This window comes from Brachybacterium sp. AOP3-A1-3 (genome assembly GCF_052378285.1).
GTDB lineage: Bacteria > Actinomycetota > Actinomycetes > Actinomycetales > Dermabacteraceae > Brachybacterium.
Window position 1 is genome coordinate 355,937 of the sequence record NZ_JBQSXM010000001.1, and the last position, 16,709, is coordinate 372,645.

Annotated in this window: 12 protein-coding genes; 4 read left to right on the forward strand and 8 right to left on the reverse strand. The window is 70.5% G+C overall.

Going from position 1 to position 16,709, the window contains the following annotated elements:
* Nucleotides 1-90 precede the first annotated feature (90 nt).
* A complete protein-coding gene (locus ACT3T5_RS01620; protein ID WP_444593389.1) occupies nucleotides 91-1,122 on the forward strand; it encodes a YdcF family protein in 1,032 nt (343 codons plus the stop codon).
* A 356-nt stretch (nucleotides 1,123-1,478) separates the two neighbouring features.
* Here ACT3T5_RS01620 and ACT3T5_RS01625 read toward each other — a convergent pair whose 3' ends face one another.
* From ACT3T5_RS01625 to ACT3T5_RS01635, 3 genes are all read right to left on the reverse strand, one after another.
* Complete coding sequence (locus ACT3T5_RS01625; RefSeq protein ID WP_444576447.1) at nucleotides 1,479-2,096, reverse strand: biotin transporter BioY; 618 nt, start codon at nucleotides 2,094-2,096, stop codon at nucleotides 1,479-1,481.
* A 190-nt stretch (nucleotides 2,097-2,286) separates the two neighbouring features.
* The gene (locus tag ACT3T5_RS01630) at nucleotides 2,287-3,762 is read right to left on the reverse strand and encodes a lipase maturation factor family protein (RefSeq protein ID WP_444593390.1); all 1,476 of its coding nucleotides are present in this window, start codon (nucleotides 3,760-3,762) and stop codon (nucleotides 2,287-2,289) included.
* A 119-nt stretch (nucleotides 3,763-3,881) separates the two neighbouring features.
* Nucleotides 3,882-4,601: a M50 family metallopeptidase gene (locus ACT3T5_RS01635; RefSeq protein WP_444593391.1), complete on the reverse strand. Its 720-nt coding sequence runs from the start codon at nucleotides 4,599-4,601 to the stop codon at nucleotides 3,882-3,884.
* 239 nt (nucleotides 4,602-4,840) lie between these two features.
* Here ACT3T5_RS01635 and ACT3T5_RS01640 point away from each other — a divergent pair, with 239 nt between their 5' ends.
* Nucleotides 4,841-7,144, forward strand: coding sequence for a family 78 glycoside hydrolase catalytic domain (locus ACT3T5_RS01640; protein WP_444593392.1), 2,304 nt, complete (start codon nucleotides 4,841-4,843; stop codon nucleotides 7,142-7,144).
* Between the two features lie 163 nt (nucleotides 7,145-7,307).
* On the opposite strand, the gene ACT3T5_RS01645 is transcribed toward ACT3T5_RS01640, so the two are convergent.
* Together ACT3T5_RS01645 and ACT3T5_RS01650 are read right to left on the reverse strand one after the other, a co-directional pair.
* Nucleotides 7,308-7,511, reverse strand: a complete 204-nt coding sequence (locus ACT3T5_RS01645; RefSeq protein ID WP_193118110.1) for a cold-shock protein — start codon at nucleotides 7,509-7,511, stop codon at nucleotides 7,308-7,310.
* Nucleotides 7,512-8,298: 787 nt separating this feature from the next.
* A complete protein-coding gene (locus ACT3T5_RS01650) occupies nucleotides 8,299-10,821 on the reverse strand; it encodes an ATP-dependent DNA ligase (RefSeq protein ID WP_444593393.1) in 2,523 nt (840 codons plus the stop codon).
* A gap of 104 nt (nucleotides 10,822-10,925) precedes the next feature.
* Here ACT3T5_RS01650 and ku point away from each other — a divergent pair, with 104 nt between their 5' ends.
* Both ku and ACT3T5_RS01660 read left to right on the forward strand, forming a co-directional pair.
* Nucleotides 10,926-11,969, forward strand: a complete 1,044-nt coding sequence (ku, locus tag ACT3T5_RS01655; RefSeq protein WP_444593394.1) for a non-homologous end joining protein Ku — start codon at nucleotides 10,926-10,928, stop codon at nucleotides 11,967-11,969.
* A 42-nt stretch (nucleotides 11,970-12,011) separates the two neighbouring features.
* Nucleotides 12,012-14,534, forward strand: a complete 2,523-nt coding sequence (locus tag ACT3T5_RS01660; protein WP_444593395.1) for an excinuclease ABC subunit UvrA — start codon at nucleotides 12,012-12,014, stop codon at nucleotides 14,532-14,534.
* Between the two features lie 18 nt (nucleotides 14,535-14,552).
* Here ACT3T5_RS01660 and ACT3T5_RS01665 read toward each other — a convergent pair whose 3' ends face one another.
* The 3 genes from ACT3T5_RS01665 to ACT3T5_RS01675 all read right to left on the reverse strand — a co-directional run bounded on the left by ACT3T5_RS01665 (nucleotide 14,553) and on the right by ACT3T5_RS01675 (nucleotide 16,640).
* A complete protein-coding gene (locus ACT3T5_RS01665) occupies nucleotides 14,553-14,810 on the reverse strand; it encodes a helix-turn-helix domain-containing protein (protein WP_444593396.1) in 258 nt (85 codons plus the stop codon).
* Nucleotides 14,810-15,313: a DUF2975 domain-containing protein gene (locus ACT3T5_RS01670; RefSeq protein ID WP_444593397.1), complete on the reverse strand. Its 504-nt coding sequence runs from the start codon at nucleotides 15,311-15,313 to the stop codon at nucleotides 14,810-14,812. Before ACT3T5_RS01670 ends, ACT3T5_RS01665 begins: the two co-directional genes overlap by 1 nt.
* Before the next feature lie 112 nt (nucleotides 15,314-15,425).
* Nucleotides 15,426-16,640 (reverse strand): M20 metallopeptidase family protein, encoded by a 1,215-nt coding sequence (locus ACT3T5_RS01675; RefSeq protein ID WP_444593398.1) that lies wholly within the window; start codon nucleotides 16,638-16,640, stop codon nucleotides 15,426-15,428.
* Between the last annotated feature and the right edge of the window lie 69 nt (nucleotides 16,641-16,709).

A 16,709-nucleotide genomic window follows, 5' to 3' on the forward strand; every position in this document is an offset into this window, starting at 1 on the left:
GCTCCGGGATGTCGGGCGCGCCACTGTCCGGTCCGGGGCGTCTGCTGCGGATGCCAGGATGTCCCTGACGAGCATCGGAAGGGGGCGGCAGTGCTGGATGTGCTGGGCGTACTGGGCGTGCTGATCGCCGTCGCCCTGTGGTGGTCTGCCTACCTGCTGCTCTTCCGGGGAGACCGCCGCCGCGTGCGCACGGGGTTCGCTCTGCTGCTGGCCGTCCACGCGAGCGCCTCGTTGATCGCCGTGCTGGTCTTCTGGGGCCATCCGTTGGGCCAGCTGCTGCTGCTCGTCACCGGTGCTCTCGGGCTGATCGGTGCGCTCGCCCTGGGCGTCACCGTGGTGGTGGGATCGGTGGCGGTGTCCCGCTGGGAGAGCAGCCTCCTCGGGCGCCTCTCCTCGGGCCTCGGAGGGATCGCGCTGCTGGTCTCCCCCGGTGCCGTCGTGGCGCTCGCGGGAACGGGGACGCCGTTGGGTCTCGGGACCGCGATCGCCGCCGGCACCGTCGCCGGACACCTGGGGCTCGCCTACCTGGTGTTCCTCGGTGCCACGGTCCCGTACCAGCTGTTCCCGCCGCACCGTGAGAGCACGGGGATCATCGTCCTCGGCTCCGTCCTGTTCGACGGGCGGGTGCCGCCTTTGCTGCGAAGCAGGCTGGACCGCGCCGTCGCCGAGCGCGAGCGCCTCCTCGGCCTCGGGATCGATCCGCTGCTGGTGCCCTCGGGTGGCAAGGGCGACGAACACAATCCTGCCGAGAGCGAGGCGATGGCCTCCTACCTGATCGAGGTCGCCGGGGTGCCGGCCGATCGAGTGCACGCGGAGACCGAGTCCCGCACCACCGAGGAGAACCTGATCCTCTCCCACCGGATCCTCGACGCGGCCGGCCATCTCGGGCCCTACATCATCACCACCAGCCGCTATCACGCCTTCCGTGCCGCACTGCTGGCGCGCGGCCTCGGGTTCGCCGACGAGGTGATCGGCGGTCCGACGGCGACGTCCTACCTGCCCACCGCCACGTTGCGGGAGTTCGTCATCACCATGGCCTATCGCCTGCGCTGGGTGCTCGCGACCGTCCCGGTGACGGCGGCGCTGGCGGTCCTGCTGATCCGTCTGCTCGCCCCCGCGTGAGGGTCAGTCACCACCACTTGAGGGTCAGTCGCCCCCGCGTGAGGGTCAGTCACCACCACTTGAGGGTCAGTCGCCCCCGCGTGAGGGTCAGTCGCCCCCGCGTGAGGGTCAGTCGCCACCACGTGAGAGTCCGCAACGTCGCGACGATTGCCGAGTCCCTCGAAACGTCCCACAAACGACACGAATCGAGGGACTCGCCGACGCCCCTCGGGCGCGTCGTCATCGACATCACCCACCGACAGACCGAATCCCCCGATACGTGTCCCTGAGGGCACGGATCGAGGGACTCGGTGAGGTGCGCCGGGCTCTCGGGCGCGTGGCCGCAGAGTCGAGCGGGGCTCCGCGACGGGCGTGGCTCAGCGGCGGTCGTCGAGCGCGCGCACACCCTTCCAGGCGGCGGGGATCAGGGCGGCGGCGATCGCGGCCTTGACCAGGCCACCGGCGAGGAAGGGCCACACGCCGGCGGCGAGGATCCCCCCGATGCCCATCTCTGCACCCATCACGACGTTGAGGATCATGGCGAGGTAGGGCACGCCGACCAGGAAGGGCACGACGCTCGCGGCGACGAAGCCGATCATGGCCAGGACCGGCTTGCGATCCCAGGCGCGCTCGGCGAACCACCCGGCCACGAAGGCGGCGGGGATGAATCCGAGGATGAACCCGAAGCTCGGGGACAGGGCCGCGGCGGGTCCGCCGGTGAACTCGGCGAAGATCGGGGCGCCGGCGAGGCCGACGAGCAGGTAGGTCAGCATCGCCATCGCGCCGCGGCGGGAGCCGAGTGCGGCACCGACCAGGATCACGCCGAGGGTCTGACCGGTGATCGGCACGAGCGGCAGCGGGATCGTGATCTGGGCGAGGAGCGCGACCACGGCGGTCCCGGCGAGGACCAGGCCGGCATCCTGCAGAAGGGAACGGTGCGGGGCCAGGGCGTCGGCCAGGACGGGACGGCGGGCCGGAACGGCGATCGCGGACATGGAGCTCCTCGGAGGGTCGGGCGGGGAAGGGAACAGCGTAGGCCAGACTACGCACCTCATGTCCACCCACGACGCTCTGTGAACTCTGCCCGTGAACACCGCTCCTCCGCGCTCGCCCACGCTCGTCCGCACAGGTCCGTGCCCGTGCGTGGCCCGCGCTGGGTGGTTCGTGACCACCGGTGCCCGACGCTCAGACCCGGGCGATGACGCCGAGATCGGTGCGCACCCACCAGTCGCCGCTGCTGCGCCGTTCCTCGGGGTTGGTGAAGCGGTACTCGAAGTACCTCACGCGGATCGCGGTGGGCGGGGTTCCGTCGAACGGGTCCGAGCGCAGCAGCCGGCGGATGGCCGGTTCCCCGGCCCGGAGCTTCTCCAGCAGTGCGACGAACCAGTCCTCGGCGCCCGGCCGCAGCGCGAGGAACCACATCTGCCAGTCCAGTCGCAGGTGGTACGGGGCGAACTGGGCCGGCCGGCGCCGCACGTCACCGGGCTTGCCACGGAACTCATAGGGCCGCCAGGTGCCCTCGTCGGCCCCTGCTCCCGCGGGATCCAGCGTGCCCTCGATGACCACCTCGAACCGACGAGTGGTCATCGAGCCGAAGGCGCCGTAGGCGTTGACGAGGTGGAATCGGTTGAAGCTCGCATTCATCAGCTGGTCGGCGGAGAACAGATTGCGCAGCGGCTGCCAGCTCAGGGCCACCAGGAAGGCGACGATCACGAGGATCAGCACGTGCCACCACAGGGGCGAGGCGTCCGTTGCGGTGCCCGGCAGCGGGAGGCCCTGCCATCCCCAGCCGGGCCAGGGCCCGCCGACGATCCAGCGCAGGAAGGAGTCGCTGATCGCGGAGAAGGCGACGAGGATGGTCAGCCAGTTCAGCCACGCATAGTTACCGGTGACCACCAGGAACAGCTGGGTGAGGATCACGAGCGTCGCACCGATCGACGCGAGGGGCTGGGGCAGCAGGATCAGCCAGATCGCCCCGAGCTGCACGGCGTGGCTGCCGAGGACCTCCATCCGGTGCCACCAGCGGGGCCGCAGGTGGGCGAGGCGGCTGAGCGGTCCGGGCATCGGCTGGGTCTGGTGGTGGTGATCCATCGCGGTGAGATCCCGCCAGGCCGGATCGCCGCGCATCTTGATCATTCCCGCACCGAACTCGAGGCGCAGCAGCATCCAGCGCAGGAACCACAGGATCAGCAGGGGCGGCGCCACCTCGTGCGCCCCGAGGAAGCCGACCAGGAATCCGCACTCCAGGAGCATCGATTCCCAGCCGAAGCCGTAGAAGGTGCGACCGAGCGAATGGATCGAGAGGTACAGGACCCACATCCCCAGGAACACCGGGATCGTGGTCCAGCCCGGCCCGCGCTGCGGCAGCCCGAGGACGACCGACGCCCCGAGCAGCATGCCGACCAGGCACATCATCCGCAGAAGCCGGTCGCTGTAGGGGAACAGCCGGGTGTGGAACAGGCTGGGGCCCCGTCGGCCCCGCGGCCGCGCCAGGTGCTCGCGGACCGGCAGCAGGCCCCGTTCCCCCAGCAGCGCGGGGAACTGGGTCAGGGTCGAGAGGAAGGCGAGCACGAACACGGCGGCGACCCCGCGCAGGATGACCTCGCGGGCGATCGTGTAGTCCTGCGCATCCAGCAGCGCGAGCCAGCTCGTCCACTCCATCCGGGCCACCTCCGAGCCTCGAGGACACCTCGAGTGTGGACCCTGGCGCCGCTCCCGTCACCCGGGTCGGCGGCGAGGCGCGGAGGATCGCCGGGCCGGGCGACTGCCAGGCGGTCCGGTCAGAGACCGCCGAGCACCTGCGGGATGAGCGTCGTCCCTGCCCACCACGTGCAGGTGGCGAGCACGATGACGTAGCCGAGGTTCCAGGTCCACGCGGGCAGGGGCGTGAGCTGCGCGAGCTGGCCCGGGTCGTCGGACCTGTCGCCCCCGCGCATCACCGCGCCCAGGTGCCGCCAGGCGCCGAGCAGGAGGAACACCCCGGCCGCGAGGGTGATCAGGGCGTTCAGCCCGGGACTCCCCCACCACCAGGCGGCGCCGATCCCGGCGGCGGTCGCGAGCACCACCAGCAGGGTGTGCGCGGATCGGGTGAACACCAGCGAGAGCACGAGGATCATGAGCGCCGCGAACAGGGCCGTGCTCGACCAGCCGTGGAGAGCCACCTGGATCAGCAGGGTGCCCAGGATCGCCGGGGCGGGATAGCCGGCCCACGTCGAGAGGATGCGCCCGGCGCCGCGGCGGGGGCCGACGGTCACGGCGTGGCCGGACATGTCTGCGCTGACCACGAAGCCCGTGAAGCGCCGACCGCAGAGCATGCCGATGATCGCGTGGCCGAGCTCGTGCACGATGGTCACGGCGGGCCGCGCGAGTCGCCACAGCGGCGGCATCGCGACGGCCACCAGCGCCACGGCAAGGGCCAGCAGCACCCACCATCCCGTCTCGGGGACGGACGCGGGCACGATGCGCTCCCACACCGCGCGGCCGACATCGTGAAGATCCATCTCGTCATCGTGGCAGGCCTCCCCCGGCGTCGGCTGGGAACCACGGCGGCCGGGCCGCGTCCACGCAGGACCCTCACACGCCCCACGCATCCGCGACCGTCCCGTCCGCCCGCCCGATCGCCCAATCGCCCAAGCGCCTGTCCGCCTGTCCGACCGCTCCTGCGGGACCTGCGCCCGGCAGCGTGCCAGACTGTCGGCACTTGTCGACGCGGATACGAAGAACCAGGTGGAAACTGCCGATGGCGGACATCAACCCCTCCCTTGCCCGGTGGATCGCCGCACCGGGGATCGACCCGCAGAACCCCCTGCTCCGCACGACGTTCGAGCTCAGCGCTCCGCCGACGTCCGCCCGGCTGCTCGTGACCGGCCTGGGCGTGTTCCGCGCCTTCGTCAACGGCTCCCCCTACCGGCGCTCGCGCCTGGATCCGGGCCTGACGGACCCGCGGCATCGGGTGCAGGTGTGCGAGGCGGACGTCTCCGAGCTGCTCACGCGGGGCACGAACGTGCTGGGCATCTCGCTGGGACGCGGATTCCACGACATGTCCACCCCGAACGTGTGGCGGTGGGAGCAGGCACCCTGGCGCGGCCCCGTGCGAGCCTGGGCGCACCTCCGCCTCGAGCTCGCCGACGGCACCTCCCGGGCGATCACCACCGGCGAGGGATGGCGCACGGCGCCCGGGCCGATCTCCGCGGACTCGATGTACGAGGGGGAGGTCTTCGAGGGCGGTCAGGACCCCGACGCCTGGCTGCACGCCGACTTCGACGACTCCGCCTGGGAGGGAGTGCTCGTGGACCGTCCGGGGCACGGGTCCCGCCGCGCGGCTCCGGTCGCCGTCCCACGGATGCAGCTGCAGGTCCAGGAGCCCGTCGTCGTCCAGGAGGAGATCGCCCCGGCGCGCGTCGAGGGTCCGGGCCCCACCAGCGCCGGGGACGCGCGCGTGGTGCTCGACATGGGTCGCGTGATCGCCGGCTGGTGCCGCTACACGCTCCGCGGCCAGGAGCCCCTGGAGTTCTCCGCCGTCCACGGCGAGAAGCTCCGGGCCGACGGCAGCGTCGACGCGGACAACGAGCACATCCGCACCGACCGCTTCCAGGAGGATCTGGTGCGGCTGGGGCCCCGCTCCCCCTCCTTCGAACCGCAGTTCAGCTATAAGGGATTCCGGTATGTGGAGCTTCAGGCCCGCCGGGGAACTCTCGAGGACCTCGAGGTCACGGGACTTCTCGCCCATGCGGATCTCTCCGTTGCCAGCGCTCTGACCAGTTCGGACGAGTACCTCGTGCGCTTCGACGCGGCGATGCGCGCGTCGCTCGCGAACAACATGCACCATGTCCCCACCGACACCCCGATGCACGAGAAGAACGGGTGGACCGGCGATGCCCTGACGGGGCTGAGCGCGATGGTGGCGAGCTTCGACATGCGCCGGATGCTGCGGAAGTGGGCACGCGACCAGGCCGACGGCCAGCGTTCGGACGGGTCACTCTCCGTGATCGCCCCGAATCCCGGCTGGGGCTACGAGGAGCTCTCCCCCGCGCCGGAGTGGACCTCGCTGCTGCCCGAGCTCCTCGACGAGCTCGCCACCGAGTACGGCGAGGTGGACATCGTGCGCGAGCTCGGTCCGGCCGCTGCGGACTACCTGTCCTACGAGCTCGGGCGCCGTGACGAGGACGGACTCGTCACGGGGGTCCTCGGCGACTACCTGACACCCGGCAGTCCCGGCCCCGCTCCGGAGGACAAGCGCCTCACGGCGACGCTGTTCCTCGCCCACGGCCTGCGCGCCCTCGCCCATGCGGTCGAGCTCGCGAGCATCGACGGCAGCCCGACCGACGGTAACCCCTGGACCTCGCGCGGCGACCGGATCGACGGGGTCCCCACCCCGGCGCAGCTGCTCGACGACGCCAACGGCCTCGAGGCCGCCGTGAACACCGTCTTCCTCGACCACCAGCGCGGGATCTACCGCGACCCGGGCTCCACGGAGTACCGCCAGACCAGCAACCTGGTGCCCCTGGCCTTCGGCGTCGTGCCCCCGGGCCGGGTGGCCACGGTGGTCTCCCACCTAATCGCGGACCTCGAGCGGCGCGACGCCCACCACGACTGCGGGCACATCGGCGTGCGCTTCCTGCTGCCCGTGCTCTCGGCGCACGGGCACGGCGAGCTCGCCCTCCGGGTGCTGTCGAACCCGACGGCGCCGGGCTGGAAGGCGTGGCTGGACGCCGGGAACTCCACGTTCATGGAGATGTGGCACGAGCCCCGCTCCTGCTCCCACTACTTCATGGGGACTCCCGCGACGTGGATCCACGAGAACGTGGCCGGGCTGCGCCGCGGTCCGGACGGGTGGCGGGAGTTCGACGTCGTCCCGGACCCCGATGTGCCCGTCGGCCGGATCGAGCTGTCCCGCCGCACGATCCACGGCGAGATCGTGGTCGACGTGGATCGCGACGCCCGGATCGTGACTCTCGAGGTGCCCGAGGGCACCCGCGCCCGCGTGATGCTTCCCGGCCTCGAGCAGCATCTGGAGCCGGGGCTCCACTCCGTGACGTGGTGAACCCGTGAGCCGAGGCTCTCCCGCCTGCCCGGTGTCCCGTGACGCAGAACGGCGCCCGCCGGTTCCGGCGTGATGCCGGACCCGACGGGCGTCGTGGTCTTGACCGGGATCCGCGAGGCGGACCCACCGGTCTTCAGGGCCGATCAGTGATCGACCGGGGCGCTCAGATGGCGCGGATGTTCACTGCCTGCATGCCCTTGGGGCCCTGCTCGGTCTCGAACTCCACGCGCTGGTTCTCCTCGAGATCGCGACGGCCGGTGCCGGCGATCGCGCTGAAGTGCGCGAACACATCGGCGGAGCCGTCCTCGGGGGCGATGAAGCCGTAGCCCTTGTCGGAGTTGAACCAGGTGACGATGCCAGTAGCCATGGCGATATTCCTTCGTTGTCGTGAACCACGTTCGTGGCCCGGGTATCCGTGGCGACGGCGCCGCCGCGGATGTGGTGCACCCCAGGCGTTGCGCCGACCGATGCGGTCGGTGCTGCCAGGACGGGGTGCGTGTGCGGCCTCGAGGGCCGCCTGAGCCGCGGCCAGCGACATGAAGTCGCCGATGCGGCCGAACTGGGGCCCGAAGGCCGTGTGGACCGGCGCGTCAGCGGCAGGGCTGACGACGTGGCCGGCGAACTCTCCGGCGAGCGTGGCGACGTGGACGTCGTCATCGGCTCGGAGCCAGGAGAGGGTGGGGTGCGCTGCAACGACCAGGGAGGCGGCCATCGGCGCGGACGAGAGGGGTGACGTCGAGACGTCGTCGTACGTACTGAGAAGTGCGGAGGAGGTGATGAATACTCAATTTCGTAGGTGTTCTGCGCGACCGTCGTCGGTCGCCTCCGAAAGAGGCATCCAGCGCCGTGCGGCCATCCGCTCTCAGCACCCGGATCCACGACCCGGAGGAGGTGGTGCGTGCTGTCCCGCCGAGGCGAGATCGTTCGAACGACTCCGAGGAGACTACGGCATCCGCGGGACCGCGTGTGACCACATGTGATCCACCGGACGCGGCAACCGTGGATCCGCGTGGCAGCCGGGCCATCGATATCGGTGATGACCTGCACGATGATCCTGTGGGGAGCGTGGCGACGGACGCGGTGCAGCGCCATCGGACCGGACGACCACGTGGTCAGCAGCCGACGCCGACCCCCTCCGGGAGCAGGCAGCGGGCTCACTCCTCCCATCGGACCTCCGCCGCCTCCTTGTCGGGTCGCCACCCGCGCCAGACGGGGTGGCGCAGCCGGCCGTCCTCGGTGCGCTCGGTGTGCTGGACCTCGCCGACGAGGTCCGCGCGCACCCAGTCCGCGTCCCGACGGTCCGCCGCGGGCACGTCGTCCACCGGCGGGGTCTTCCGGGTGCGGGATCCGAGCGTGCTCGCGATCTGCTCGAGGTCGCGGTCGCTGAATCCGGTGCCGACGCGACCGGCATAGCTCAAGCGTCCCTGGGCGTCGGGCACGGCGACGAGCAGGGATCCGATGCTCCCGGAGCGCCCGCCCTTGCCGTGCCTCCAGCCGATGACGACCACCTCCTGATGGCGGGCGTTCTTGAGCTTGATCCAGGTGCGGCCGCGCTTGCCGGGCCGGTAGATGCCGGTTTCCGTCTTCGCCATGACCCCTTCGAGCTGGAGCTCCTGCGAGAGCTCGATCGCATGGTCGACGTCGCCGTGATCGGCGTGCGGCAGATGGACGTGCTCGGCTGCCTCCACCGCGGCGAACAGGGCGTCGCGTCGTGCCCGGTACGGGGTGCGCAACAGGGAGTCGCCGCCGCGCACCAGAAGATCGAAGAGCATCACGTGCACCTCGACCTCCTCCCGCGCCCGCTGGACGTCGCGCTCGCGGGTGAGGCCCAGGCGTTGCTGGAGCCGGGAGAAGGAGGGACGGTCGTGGGCGTCGAGCGCGACGATCTCCCCGTCCAGGACGCTCTCGCCCGCCGCGAGGATCTCCGGATCGAGAGCGTCCTGGAGCTCGGCGAGCTCGGGGAAGGTGGCGGTGAGGTCCTTGCCGCCACGGCTGGTCAGGCGCACGGCGTCGGCGGTGACGGTGGCGATGACGCGCACCCCGTCCCATTTCATCTCGAAGGCCCAGTCGTCCTGGTCCCGGATGTCCTCGCGGCGGCCGAGGGTGGCGAGCATCGGGGAGATCGGGTCGCTCATCCTGGCCGGCGCGGATCGGGCTCCGGAGGAGGATGACGCAGAGGGCGCCCCGTCCCCTGCCGTCGGCTGGTCCTTCATGAGATGCAGCAGCCAGTTCGCGTCGGCCTTCTTCTCTGCCGCCGCGGACTTCGTCGTCCCGCCCATGCCTCCGGTGTGGAGGAAGGCGAAACGGCGCGGTGCCCCGCCGAGTCCGCCGTCCCCGCGACCGTGACAGACGACGATGACCTCCTTGCCCTCGCGCCACTTCTCGATCTCGATCGTGCCGGAGTCCCAGAGGGTGACGTCGCCGCCGCCGTACTCGCCCGTCGGGATCGTCCCCTCGAAGGTGCCGTACTCGAGCGGATGGTCCTCCGTCTGCACGGCGAGCCGGTTCACGTCGACGTCGAGCGGGGGCCCCTTGGGCACGGCCCAGGAGACCAGCACGCCGTCGTGCTCGAGGCGGAAGTCCCAGTGCAGGCTGGAGGCGTGATGCTCCTGGATCACGAACATCGGCGCCTCGGAGCGCAGGGCCTCGAGCGCTTCTTGCGCGGCGTCGGAATCGGAGTCGGAGCCTGCTGTCGGAACCGGTTCGGGGGTCTTCGTGGCATCACGCTTGGAGCGGTAGGCCTCCAGCCGGTCACGCGACGAGCCGGCCGACCCGCTCCCCGCACTGCCGCTCATGCCCAGGGCCGCGATCGGGTCCGTGCCGTCCTCGATCCGTTGCAGGACCTCCTCGAACTCGAGCTGGTCGAGCTCGGGATCCTCGATCTCCTCCCAGGTGCGGGGCGCCGCCACCGTCGGGCGCAGCCGGCCTCGCAGGGAGTACGGGCACACGGTGGTCTTGTGACCGTTGTTCTGCGACCAGTCCACGACCACCTTGCCCGCTCGCAACGACCTCTTCATGTCGCTGACGACGTGATCGGGATGGTCGTCCTCGAGGGACCTCGCCAGCTCGTGGGCGACCTGGGCGATCTCCTCGGCCGTGGTGCCGCCGTCCAGGGGCGCATAGAGGTGGATGCCTGTGGATCCGGACGTGACCGGGTGCGGCTCCATCCCCATGTCCTCCAGGATCTCGCGGCACCACTGGGCGACGCGGGCGCAGTCAGGAAGGCCCGCTCCCTCCCCAGGATCGAGATCCAGGACCAGCCGATCGGGGTTCGACGGTGCGAGGTCCTCGTCGAAGCGCCATTGCGGGGTGTGGATCTCGAGGGTGGCCAGCTGCGCGAGCCACACCAGCACGGCGGTCTCGTCGACCAGGGGGTAGGTCAAGGTGCCGTCCTTGTGCTCGATGTCCGCGCGCGGCACCCAGTCCGGTGCGTGATCCTCGAGGTCCTTGCGGAAGAACACCGAGCCGGGATGCTCGGCCGTGCCCACCCCGTCGACCCAGCGCTTGCGGGTCGCAGGTCGCCGCGTGGCCTGCGGGATCATCACCGCAGCGATGCGCCGGTAGTAGTCCAGCACCTCTCCCTTCGTGGTCCCCGTCGAGGGGTAGTAGATCTTCTCGAGGTTCGAGACCTTCAGCGTGCGGTCGTCGATCCTGACCTTCTGCTCTCCGGTAGCCATGACCACACTGTGCCCTGCGTCACGGGGATCGTCACGGCCCGAGCAGGAAATCGGCCTACCGATCGTTCCTGGCGTGCGCCGACCGCGCGTGGTGTCATGGGGGCATGCGCGCGATATGGAGCGGTGAGATCACGTTCGGGCTCGTCAACGTCCCGGTGAAGCTCTACGGGGCCACCAGGTCGCACGACCTCTCCTTCCACCAGGTCCACGACGAGGACCAGGGACGCATCCGGTACCAGCGCACCTGCGAGGTGTGCGGCCGCGAGATCGACTACGAGCACATCGACAAGGCGTACGACGACGGCGACAAGACGGTCGTCCTCACCGACGAGGAGCTCGAGGACCTGCCCGCCGAGGACAACGACGAGATCGACGTCGTGCAGTTCGTGCCCGACGAGCAGGTGGATCCGATCCTGCTGGGCACGTCCTACTTCCTCGAACCGGTCGGCCGGTCCTCCAAGGCCTATGTGCTGCTGCGCCGGACGCTCGAGGACACCGAGCGCACAGCCATCGTCACCTTCACGCTGCGCACCAAGACCCGCCTCGGCGTGCTGCGGGTCCATGAGGACCTCCTCGCCCTGCAGACCCTGCGCTGGCCGACCGACCTGAAGGACGTCGACTTCGGCCCGTCGAAGACGACGATCAGCGCCAAGGAGCTGATGATGTCGGCCTCGCTGGTCGAGCAGTTCAGCGGCGACTTCGATCCCGAGCAGTTCACCGATGAGTACCAGGAGCAGCTGCGCGAGCTGGTCGAGGCCAAGCTCGACGAGGGCGACTCGGTCGATACGGATGCGACGTTCGGCAAGGACGGGTCGGCCGATGACGGAGACGACGGCGATGGGGGCGGGAAGGTCATCAGCCTGATGGACGCGCTCGAGCGCAGCGTGCAGAAGCGCCGCGGGTCAGGATCGTCCTCCGGGGATGCGAAGGCAGCGCAGGCGACGAAGGGATCGAAGAGCTCGAAAAGCTCGAAGAAAGCCGACGGAGCGAAGAAGACCGGCAGCTCGAAGAAAGCCGGCGGAGCGAAGAAGTCCAGCGGTTCGAAGCAAGCCAGCGGAGCGAAGAAGTCCGGTGGCTCCAAGAAGCCCGGTGCTTCGACGAAGTCCGGCAGCTCGACGAAGTCCGGCAGCACGAAGAAGTTCGCATAGTCGTCGGCCCGTGCGTCGGCCCCCGCGAGTAGCCTGGCGCTCGTGATCGATCGCGCAGGCCCCCAGCCCACAGCCATCGAGGTCCGGGGCGCCCGCGTCCACAACCTCCGCGATCTGGACGTCGATGTGCCGCTGCACTGCGTGGTGGGCATCGCCGGGGTCTCCGGCTCCGGGAAGTCCTCGCTCGCGATGGGTGTGCTCTACGCCGAGGGCTCCCGTCGCTACCTCGAGGCTCTGTCCACCTACACGCGCCGCCGCATGTCCCAGGCCCCGCGGGCGGACGTCGACGTGGTCACCCACGTTCCCGCCTCGCTCGCCCTGCGCCAGCGGCCCGGAGTGCCCGGTGTGCGCTCCACCTTCGGCACCTCGACCGAGCTGCTGAACGTGCTGCGACTGATGTTCTCGCGCCTGGCCTCGCACGTGTGCCCCAACGGCCACCGCATCGGCCCCACTATCGACGTCGCCGCCGAGGTGCCGATCGCCTGCCCCGAGTGCGGCAAACAGGTCGTCGCTCCCGGAGCGGAAGCCCTCGCCTTCAACGCCGAGGGCGCCTGCCCGCGCTGCGAGGGCATCGGCGTGGTGCGCACGGTCGACGATGCGACCCTCGTCCCGGATCCGTCGAAGACCCTCGACGGCGGCGCCGTGGCGCCCTGGTCGATGTTCGGCTTCAACGTGCAGCCGGACATCGCCCGGGAGTTCGGGGTGCGCACCGATGTGCCCTGGCAGGACCTCGAGGACTGGGAGCGCGAGATCGTCCTCGACGGCCCTGAGGAGAAGAAGCACATCACCGTCACCAGCAAGAAGGGCATCCACGACCTCGACTTCACGTTCCGCAACGCCCGCCTGACCGTCACCGCCGAGCTGGCCCGGGCCGATACCGAGAAGCGCCTGTCGAGGGTCTCCCGGTTCCTCGCCGTGAGCACCTGCCCCGACTGTGACGGCACCCGCCTGAGCCCCGCTGCGCTCCTCCCCCGGCTCGACGGGATCGACCTGGCCGAGGCCTCGGCGAAGACGCTCGACGAGCTGATCGCCTGGGCACCGACGGTCGTGGATCCGCTGCCGGGCGAGATGCGCCAGATGGCCCGGGCGCTCGTGGAGACGCTGCTGTCCATGGCCGATCGTCTGGTCCAGCTCGGACTGGGCTACCTGGCCCTGGATCGGGCAGGGTCCTCGCTCTCGACCGGGGAGCTGCAGCGGGTCCAGCTCGCCCGCGCGGTGCGCAACCGCACCACCGGCGTGCTCTACGTGCTCGACGAACCCAGCATCGGCCTGCATCCCTCGAACATCGACGGGCTCCTCACCCTGGTCGGCGACCTGCTGGCCGACGGGAACTCCGTGGTGCTCGTGGACCACGACGTGCAGGTGCTGCGGGCGGTGGACCACCTGATCGAGATCGGTCCCGGGTCGGGCAAGGACGGCGGCACCGTCGTCGCCGCGGGCTCCGTGGCCGATATCGAGGACTCCGCGGATTCACTGTTGAGCGGGTTCCTGACCGGTCGGAAGCCGGTCGTCGTGCGCGAGCAGGCAGGAGGCGACGTCTTCGCCGACGGTTGCCTGAGCCTGCGCACCGATCCCGTGCACACGGTCCATGCGCTCGAGGTGGAGATCCCTCGCGGCCGTTTCACCGCGGTCACCGGCGTCTCGGGCTCCGGCAAGACGACGATGGTGCTCGAGTCCTTGGTGCCGGCGCTGCGGGCACGGCTCGAGAACCGTCGGCTCCCGGCGCATGTGACGGAGCTCGAGGACGAGGGGATCCTGCGGGTCCACCAGATCGATGCCACGCCGATCGGGGTGAACGTGCGCTCCACCGTCGCGACCTACAGCGGGGTGCAGGACGATCTGCGCCGTGCTTTCGCCCGCACCGACGCGGCCCGCGAGCAGGGGCTCACGCTCGGGGACTTCTCCTACAACACCGGCTCGCTGCGCTGCCCGCGCTGCGAGGGCACCGGGCGGGTCTCGCTGGACGTCCAGTTCCTCCCGGACATCGATATCGACTGCCCTGAATGCGGCGGGCACCGCTACGCCCCGGAGGCCGACGAGATCCTGCGACCGCGCCCGGATTCACCCGTCGGTGTGTCTCTGCCCCATCTGATGTCGCTCACGGCGCGCGAGGCGCTCGACGCGGTCGGTGATCTGCCGGCGGTGCGCAAGAAGCTGCAGGCCCTGGTCGATCTGGGGCTGGGCTATCTCACGCTCGGCGAGGACACCCCGGCGCTGTCCGGCGGGGAGGCGCAGCGGCTCAAGCTCGCCGGGCAGATCGATCGCCGCCAGGACGACGCCCTGTTCGTGTTCGACGAGCCGAGCGTGGGCCTGCACCCGCGGGACGTGCGCACCCTGCTGTCCGTGCTGGATCGCCTCGTCACCCGCGGCGCGACCGTCGTGGTCATCGAGCATGATCTGGACATGGTCGCCAACGCCGACCACGTGATCGACATGGGGCCGGGCGGCGGCGAGGCCGGCGGCCGGATCGTCGCGACGGGCAGCCCGTCGGACGTCGCCGCGATCGACGCGTCGGTGACGGGTCGCTACCTGCGCGAGCACCTCCTCACCGACAGGGCGCGCTGAGGAGAACCCGGGACCAGGTCACGAAGCGAGCTCTGACCCACCAGGGTCGGCGGAGCCGGCAGGGTCGGCGACGTTGGGCTCCCAGCGGAGCAGATCGCCGGGCTGGCAGTCCAGCACCTCGCACAGTGCAGCGAGCGTCGAGAAGCGCACCGCCCTGGCACGGCCGTTCTTGAGCACGGAGAGGTTCGCCGCGGTGATGCCGACCCGCTCGGCGAGCACGCCCACCGGCATCTTCCGCCGGGCGAGCATCACGTCGAGGTCGACGACGACCGCCATCAGATCACCTCGTCGAGCTCTGCTCGGAGGGAGCGGGCCTGCTCTGCGGTGAGCGTGGCCTGGACCAGCAGTTGGCGTTGCACGTACACGACGAGGGCGACACCGGCGATGACCAGGGCGCATCCGCACAGCGCGCCGACCATCCCCGGCGCCATCTCGTCCCCGGGGGTGGTGCGATTCGCCCAGACGCCGACCAGCGCGAACGCCAGGACCAGCACGGAGCAGGCTCCGATCGCTCCGATGATCACGTCGACATAGTGGAAGGAGCGCTGCGAGAACACCCGACCGTGCCGCACAAGGCCGAGCAGACGCAGGATGCAGACTCCGACCACCTGCAGGGCCAGGATCCCGAGGACGCTGAGCGAGAGGATCACGATGGCGAACGTGGGTATCCCGGCCTGGTCGAGCAGCCCCGCCATCACGATCACGCCCTGCAGCACGAGGGCGCCCAGCAACGAGATCCAGATGATCACCCGAAGAATCGTCACACCCACCGCGCTCATGGCATCGCTCCCTCAGGTCCGTCGTGATCCGCCCGGTCGACGGAGCTCACGGGGAGGACATCGTTCAACAGCAATAATACATCGATTATCGATGTGCGCCGTGGGTGTGTGCTCAGATCACGGGGTCACCCTCCCCCGCCTCTGCCTGCAGTCGGTTCCAGGCCAGGGTTGCCAGCAGCAGCGCCTGGTCCGCGAGCACGGAGTCGTCGAAACGGGCCTGCGGGGAATGGTTCGAGGCGGGCAGATGCTCGGGGTCGAGATCCTTCGCCGCTCCCACGTATCCGTACGCCCCGGGGATCTCCGCGAGCACCCGGGAGAAGTCCTCGGACCCCGTGCGCGCGTTCGCCAGCTCCTGGTAGCGCTCCGCACCGAACAGGGCGCGGGCGGTCTCCCCGAAGGTCGCCGCCTCGACGTCGTCGTTGATCGTGGCGGGGAGGACCGTGCGCATGGTCGCGTGCACCGTGAGGCCGTGGGCGCGGCCGATGTCGGTGACGAAGCGGGGAAGCTCGGCGACCAGCGACTCGGTGGTGGCGTTGCTGAACGAGCGCACACCCACTCGGAAATGGGTCTGATCGGGGATGATGTTCGGCGCGCTTCCGGCGTGGATCTCGCCGACGGTGAGCACCACGGGGTCGAAGGCGCTGTACCGGCGGGTGATGTGCGTGTACAGCGCGGAGATCATCTCGGCGGTGGCCGGCACCGGGTCCAGCGCCTCGTGAGGGCGGGAGCCGTGGCCTCCGCGCCCCACCACGCGCACATCGAGCACAGAGTAGGCGGCCATCAGAGTGCCGGGGCGACTGGCGATCGTCCCGCTGGCAACGTCCGCGGCGACATGGATCCCGTAGGCGGCGATCGGCCGCTCCCCCGCCGCCTCGAGCACGCCTTCGCGCAGCATGACGCTCGCCCCGTCGTATCCCTCCTCCCCCGGCTGGAACATGAACAGGACGGTCCCGGGGAGCTCCGCGCGCCGAGCGGCGAGCAGTCGCGCCGCGCCCACCAGCCCGGCGACGTGCAGGTCGTGGCCGCAGGCGTGCATCGCCCCGTTGGTCGAGCCGAACGGGAGGCCGGTGTCCTCCACGAGGGGCAGGCCATCCATATCGCCCCGCAGCAGCACCACCGGTCCGGGCCGGCCGCCGCGGAGCACCGCGACCACCGACGTGGTCTCGGTGCCCAGGGTTATCTCGAGGTCGAGATCGGCGAGCGCGTCGAGCACGAGCTGCTGGGTCACGGGCAGCTGAAGCCCGACCTCCGGGGTGGCGTGCAGCCGCCGACGCAGGTCGATCAGCTGCTCGAGGAAGCGGTCGTCACCGGGGGTGAGGTCTGCCATGCGAGGGTCCTTCCACGCGATCAGGGGATGTCCCATCCTGGCCCGCTCGCGGACCTGTCGCCACCGCGT

Bases quoted from the DNA above. Each gene is read 5' to 3' on its own strand.
- ACT3T5_RS01635 (WP_444593391.1), bottom strand. From the start codon at position 4,601: ATGGATCTTCACGATGTCGGCCGCGCGGTGTGGGAGCGCATCGTGCCC.
- ku (WP_444593394.1), top strand. From the start codon at position 10,926: ATGCGCGCGATATGGAGCGGTGAGATCACGTTCGGGCTCGTCAACGTC.
- ACT3T5_RS01630 (WP_444593390.1), bottom strand. From the start codon at position 3,762: ATGGAGTGGACGAGCTGGCTCGCGCTGCTGGATGCGCAGGACTACACG.
- ACT3T5_RS01650 (WP_444593393.1), bottom strand. From the start codon at position 10,821: ATGGCTACCGGAGAGCAGAAGGTCAGGATCGACGACCGCACGCTGAAG.
- ACT3T5_RS01665 (WP_444593396.1), bottom strand. From the start codon at position 14,810: ATGGCGGTCGTCGTCGACCTCGACGTGATGCTCGCCCGGCGGAAGATG.
- ACT3T5_RS01675 (WP_444593398.1), bottom strand. From the start codon at position 16,640: ATGGCAGACCTCACCCCCGGTGACGACCGCTTCCTCGAGCAGCTGATC.
- ACT3T5_RS01625 (WP_444576447.1), bottom strand. From the start codon at position 2,096: ATGTCCGCGATCGCCGTTCCGGCCCGCCGTCCCGTCCTGGCCGACGCC.
- ACT3T5_RS01670 (WP_444593397.1), bottom strand. From the start codon at position 15,313: ATGAGCGCGGTGGGTGTGACGATTCTTCGGGTGATCATCTGGATCTCG.
- ACT3T5_RS01645 (WP_193118110.1), bottom strand. From the start codon at position 7,511: ATGGCTACTGGCATCGTCACCTGGTTCAACTCCGACAAGGGCTACGGC.
- ACT3T5_RS01640 (WP_444593392.1), top strand. From the start codon at position 4,841: ATGGCGGACATCAACCCCTCCCTTGCCCGGTGGATCGCCGCACCGGGG.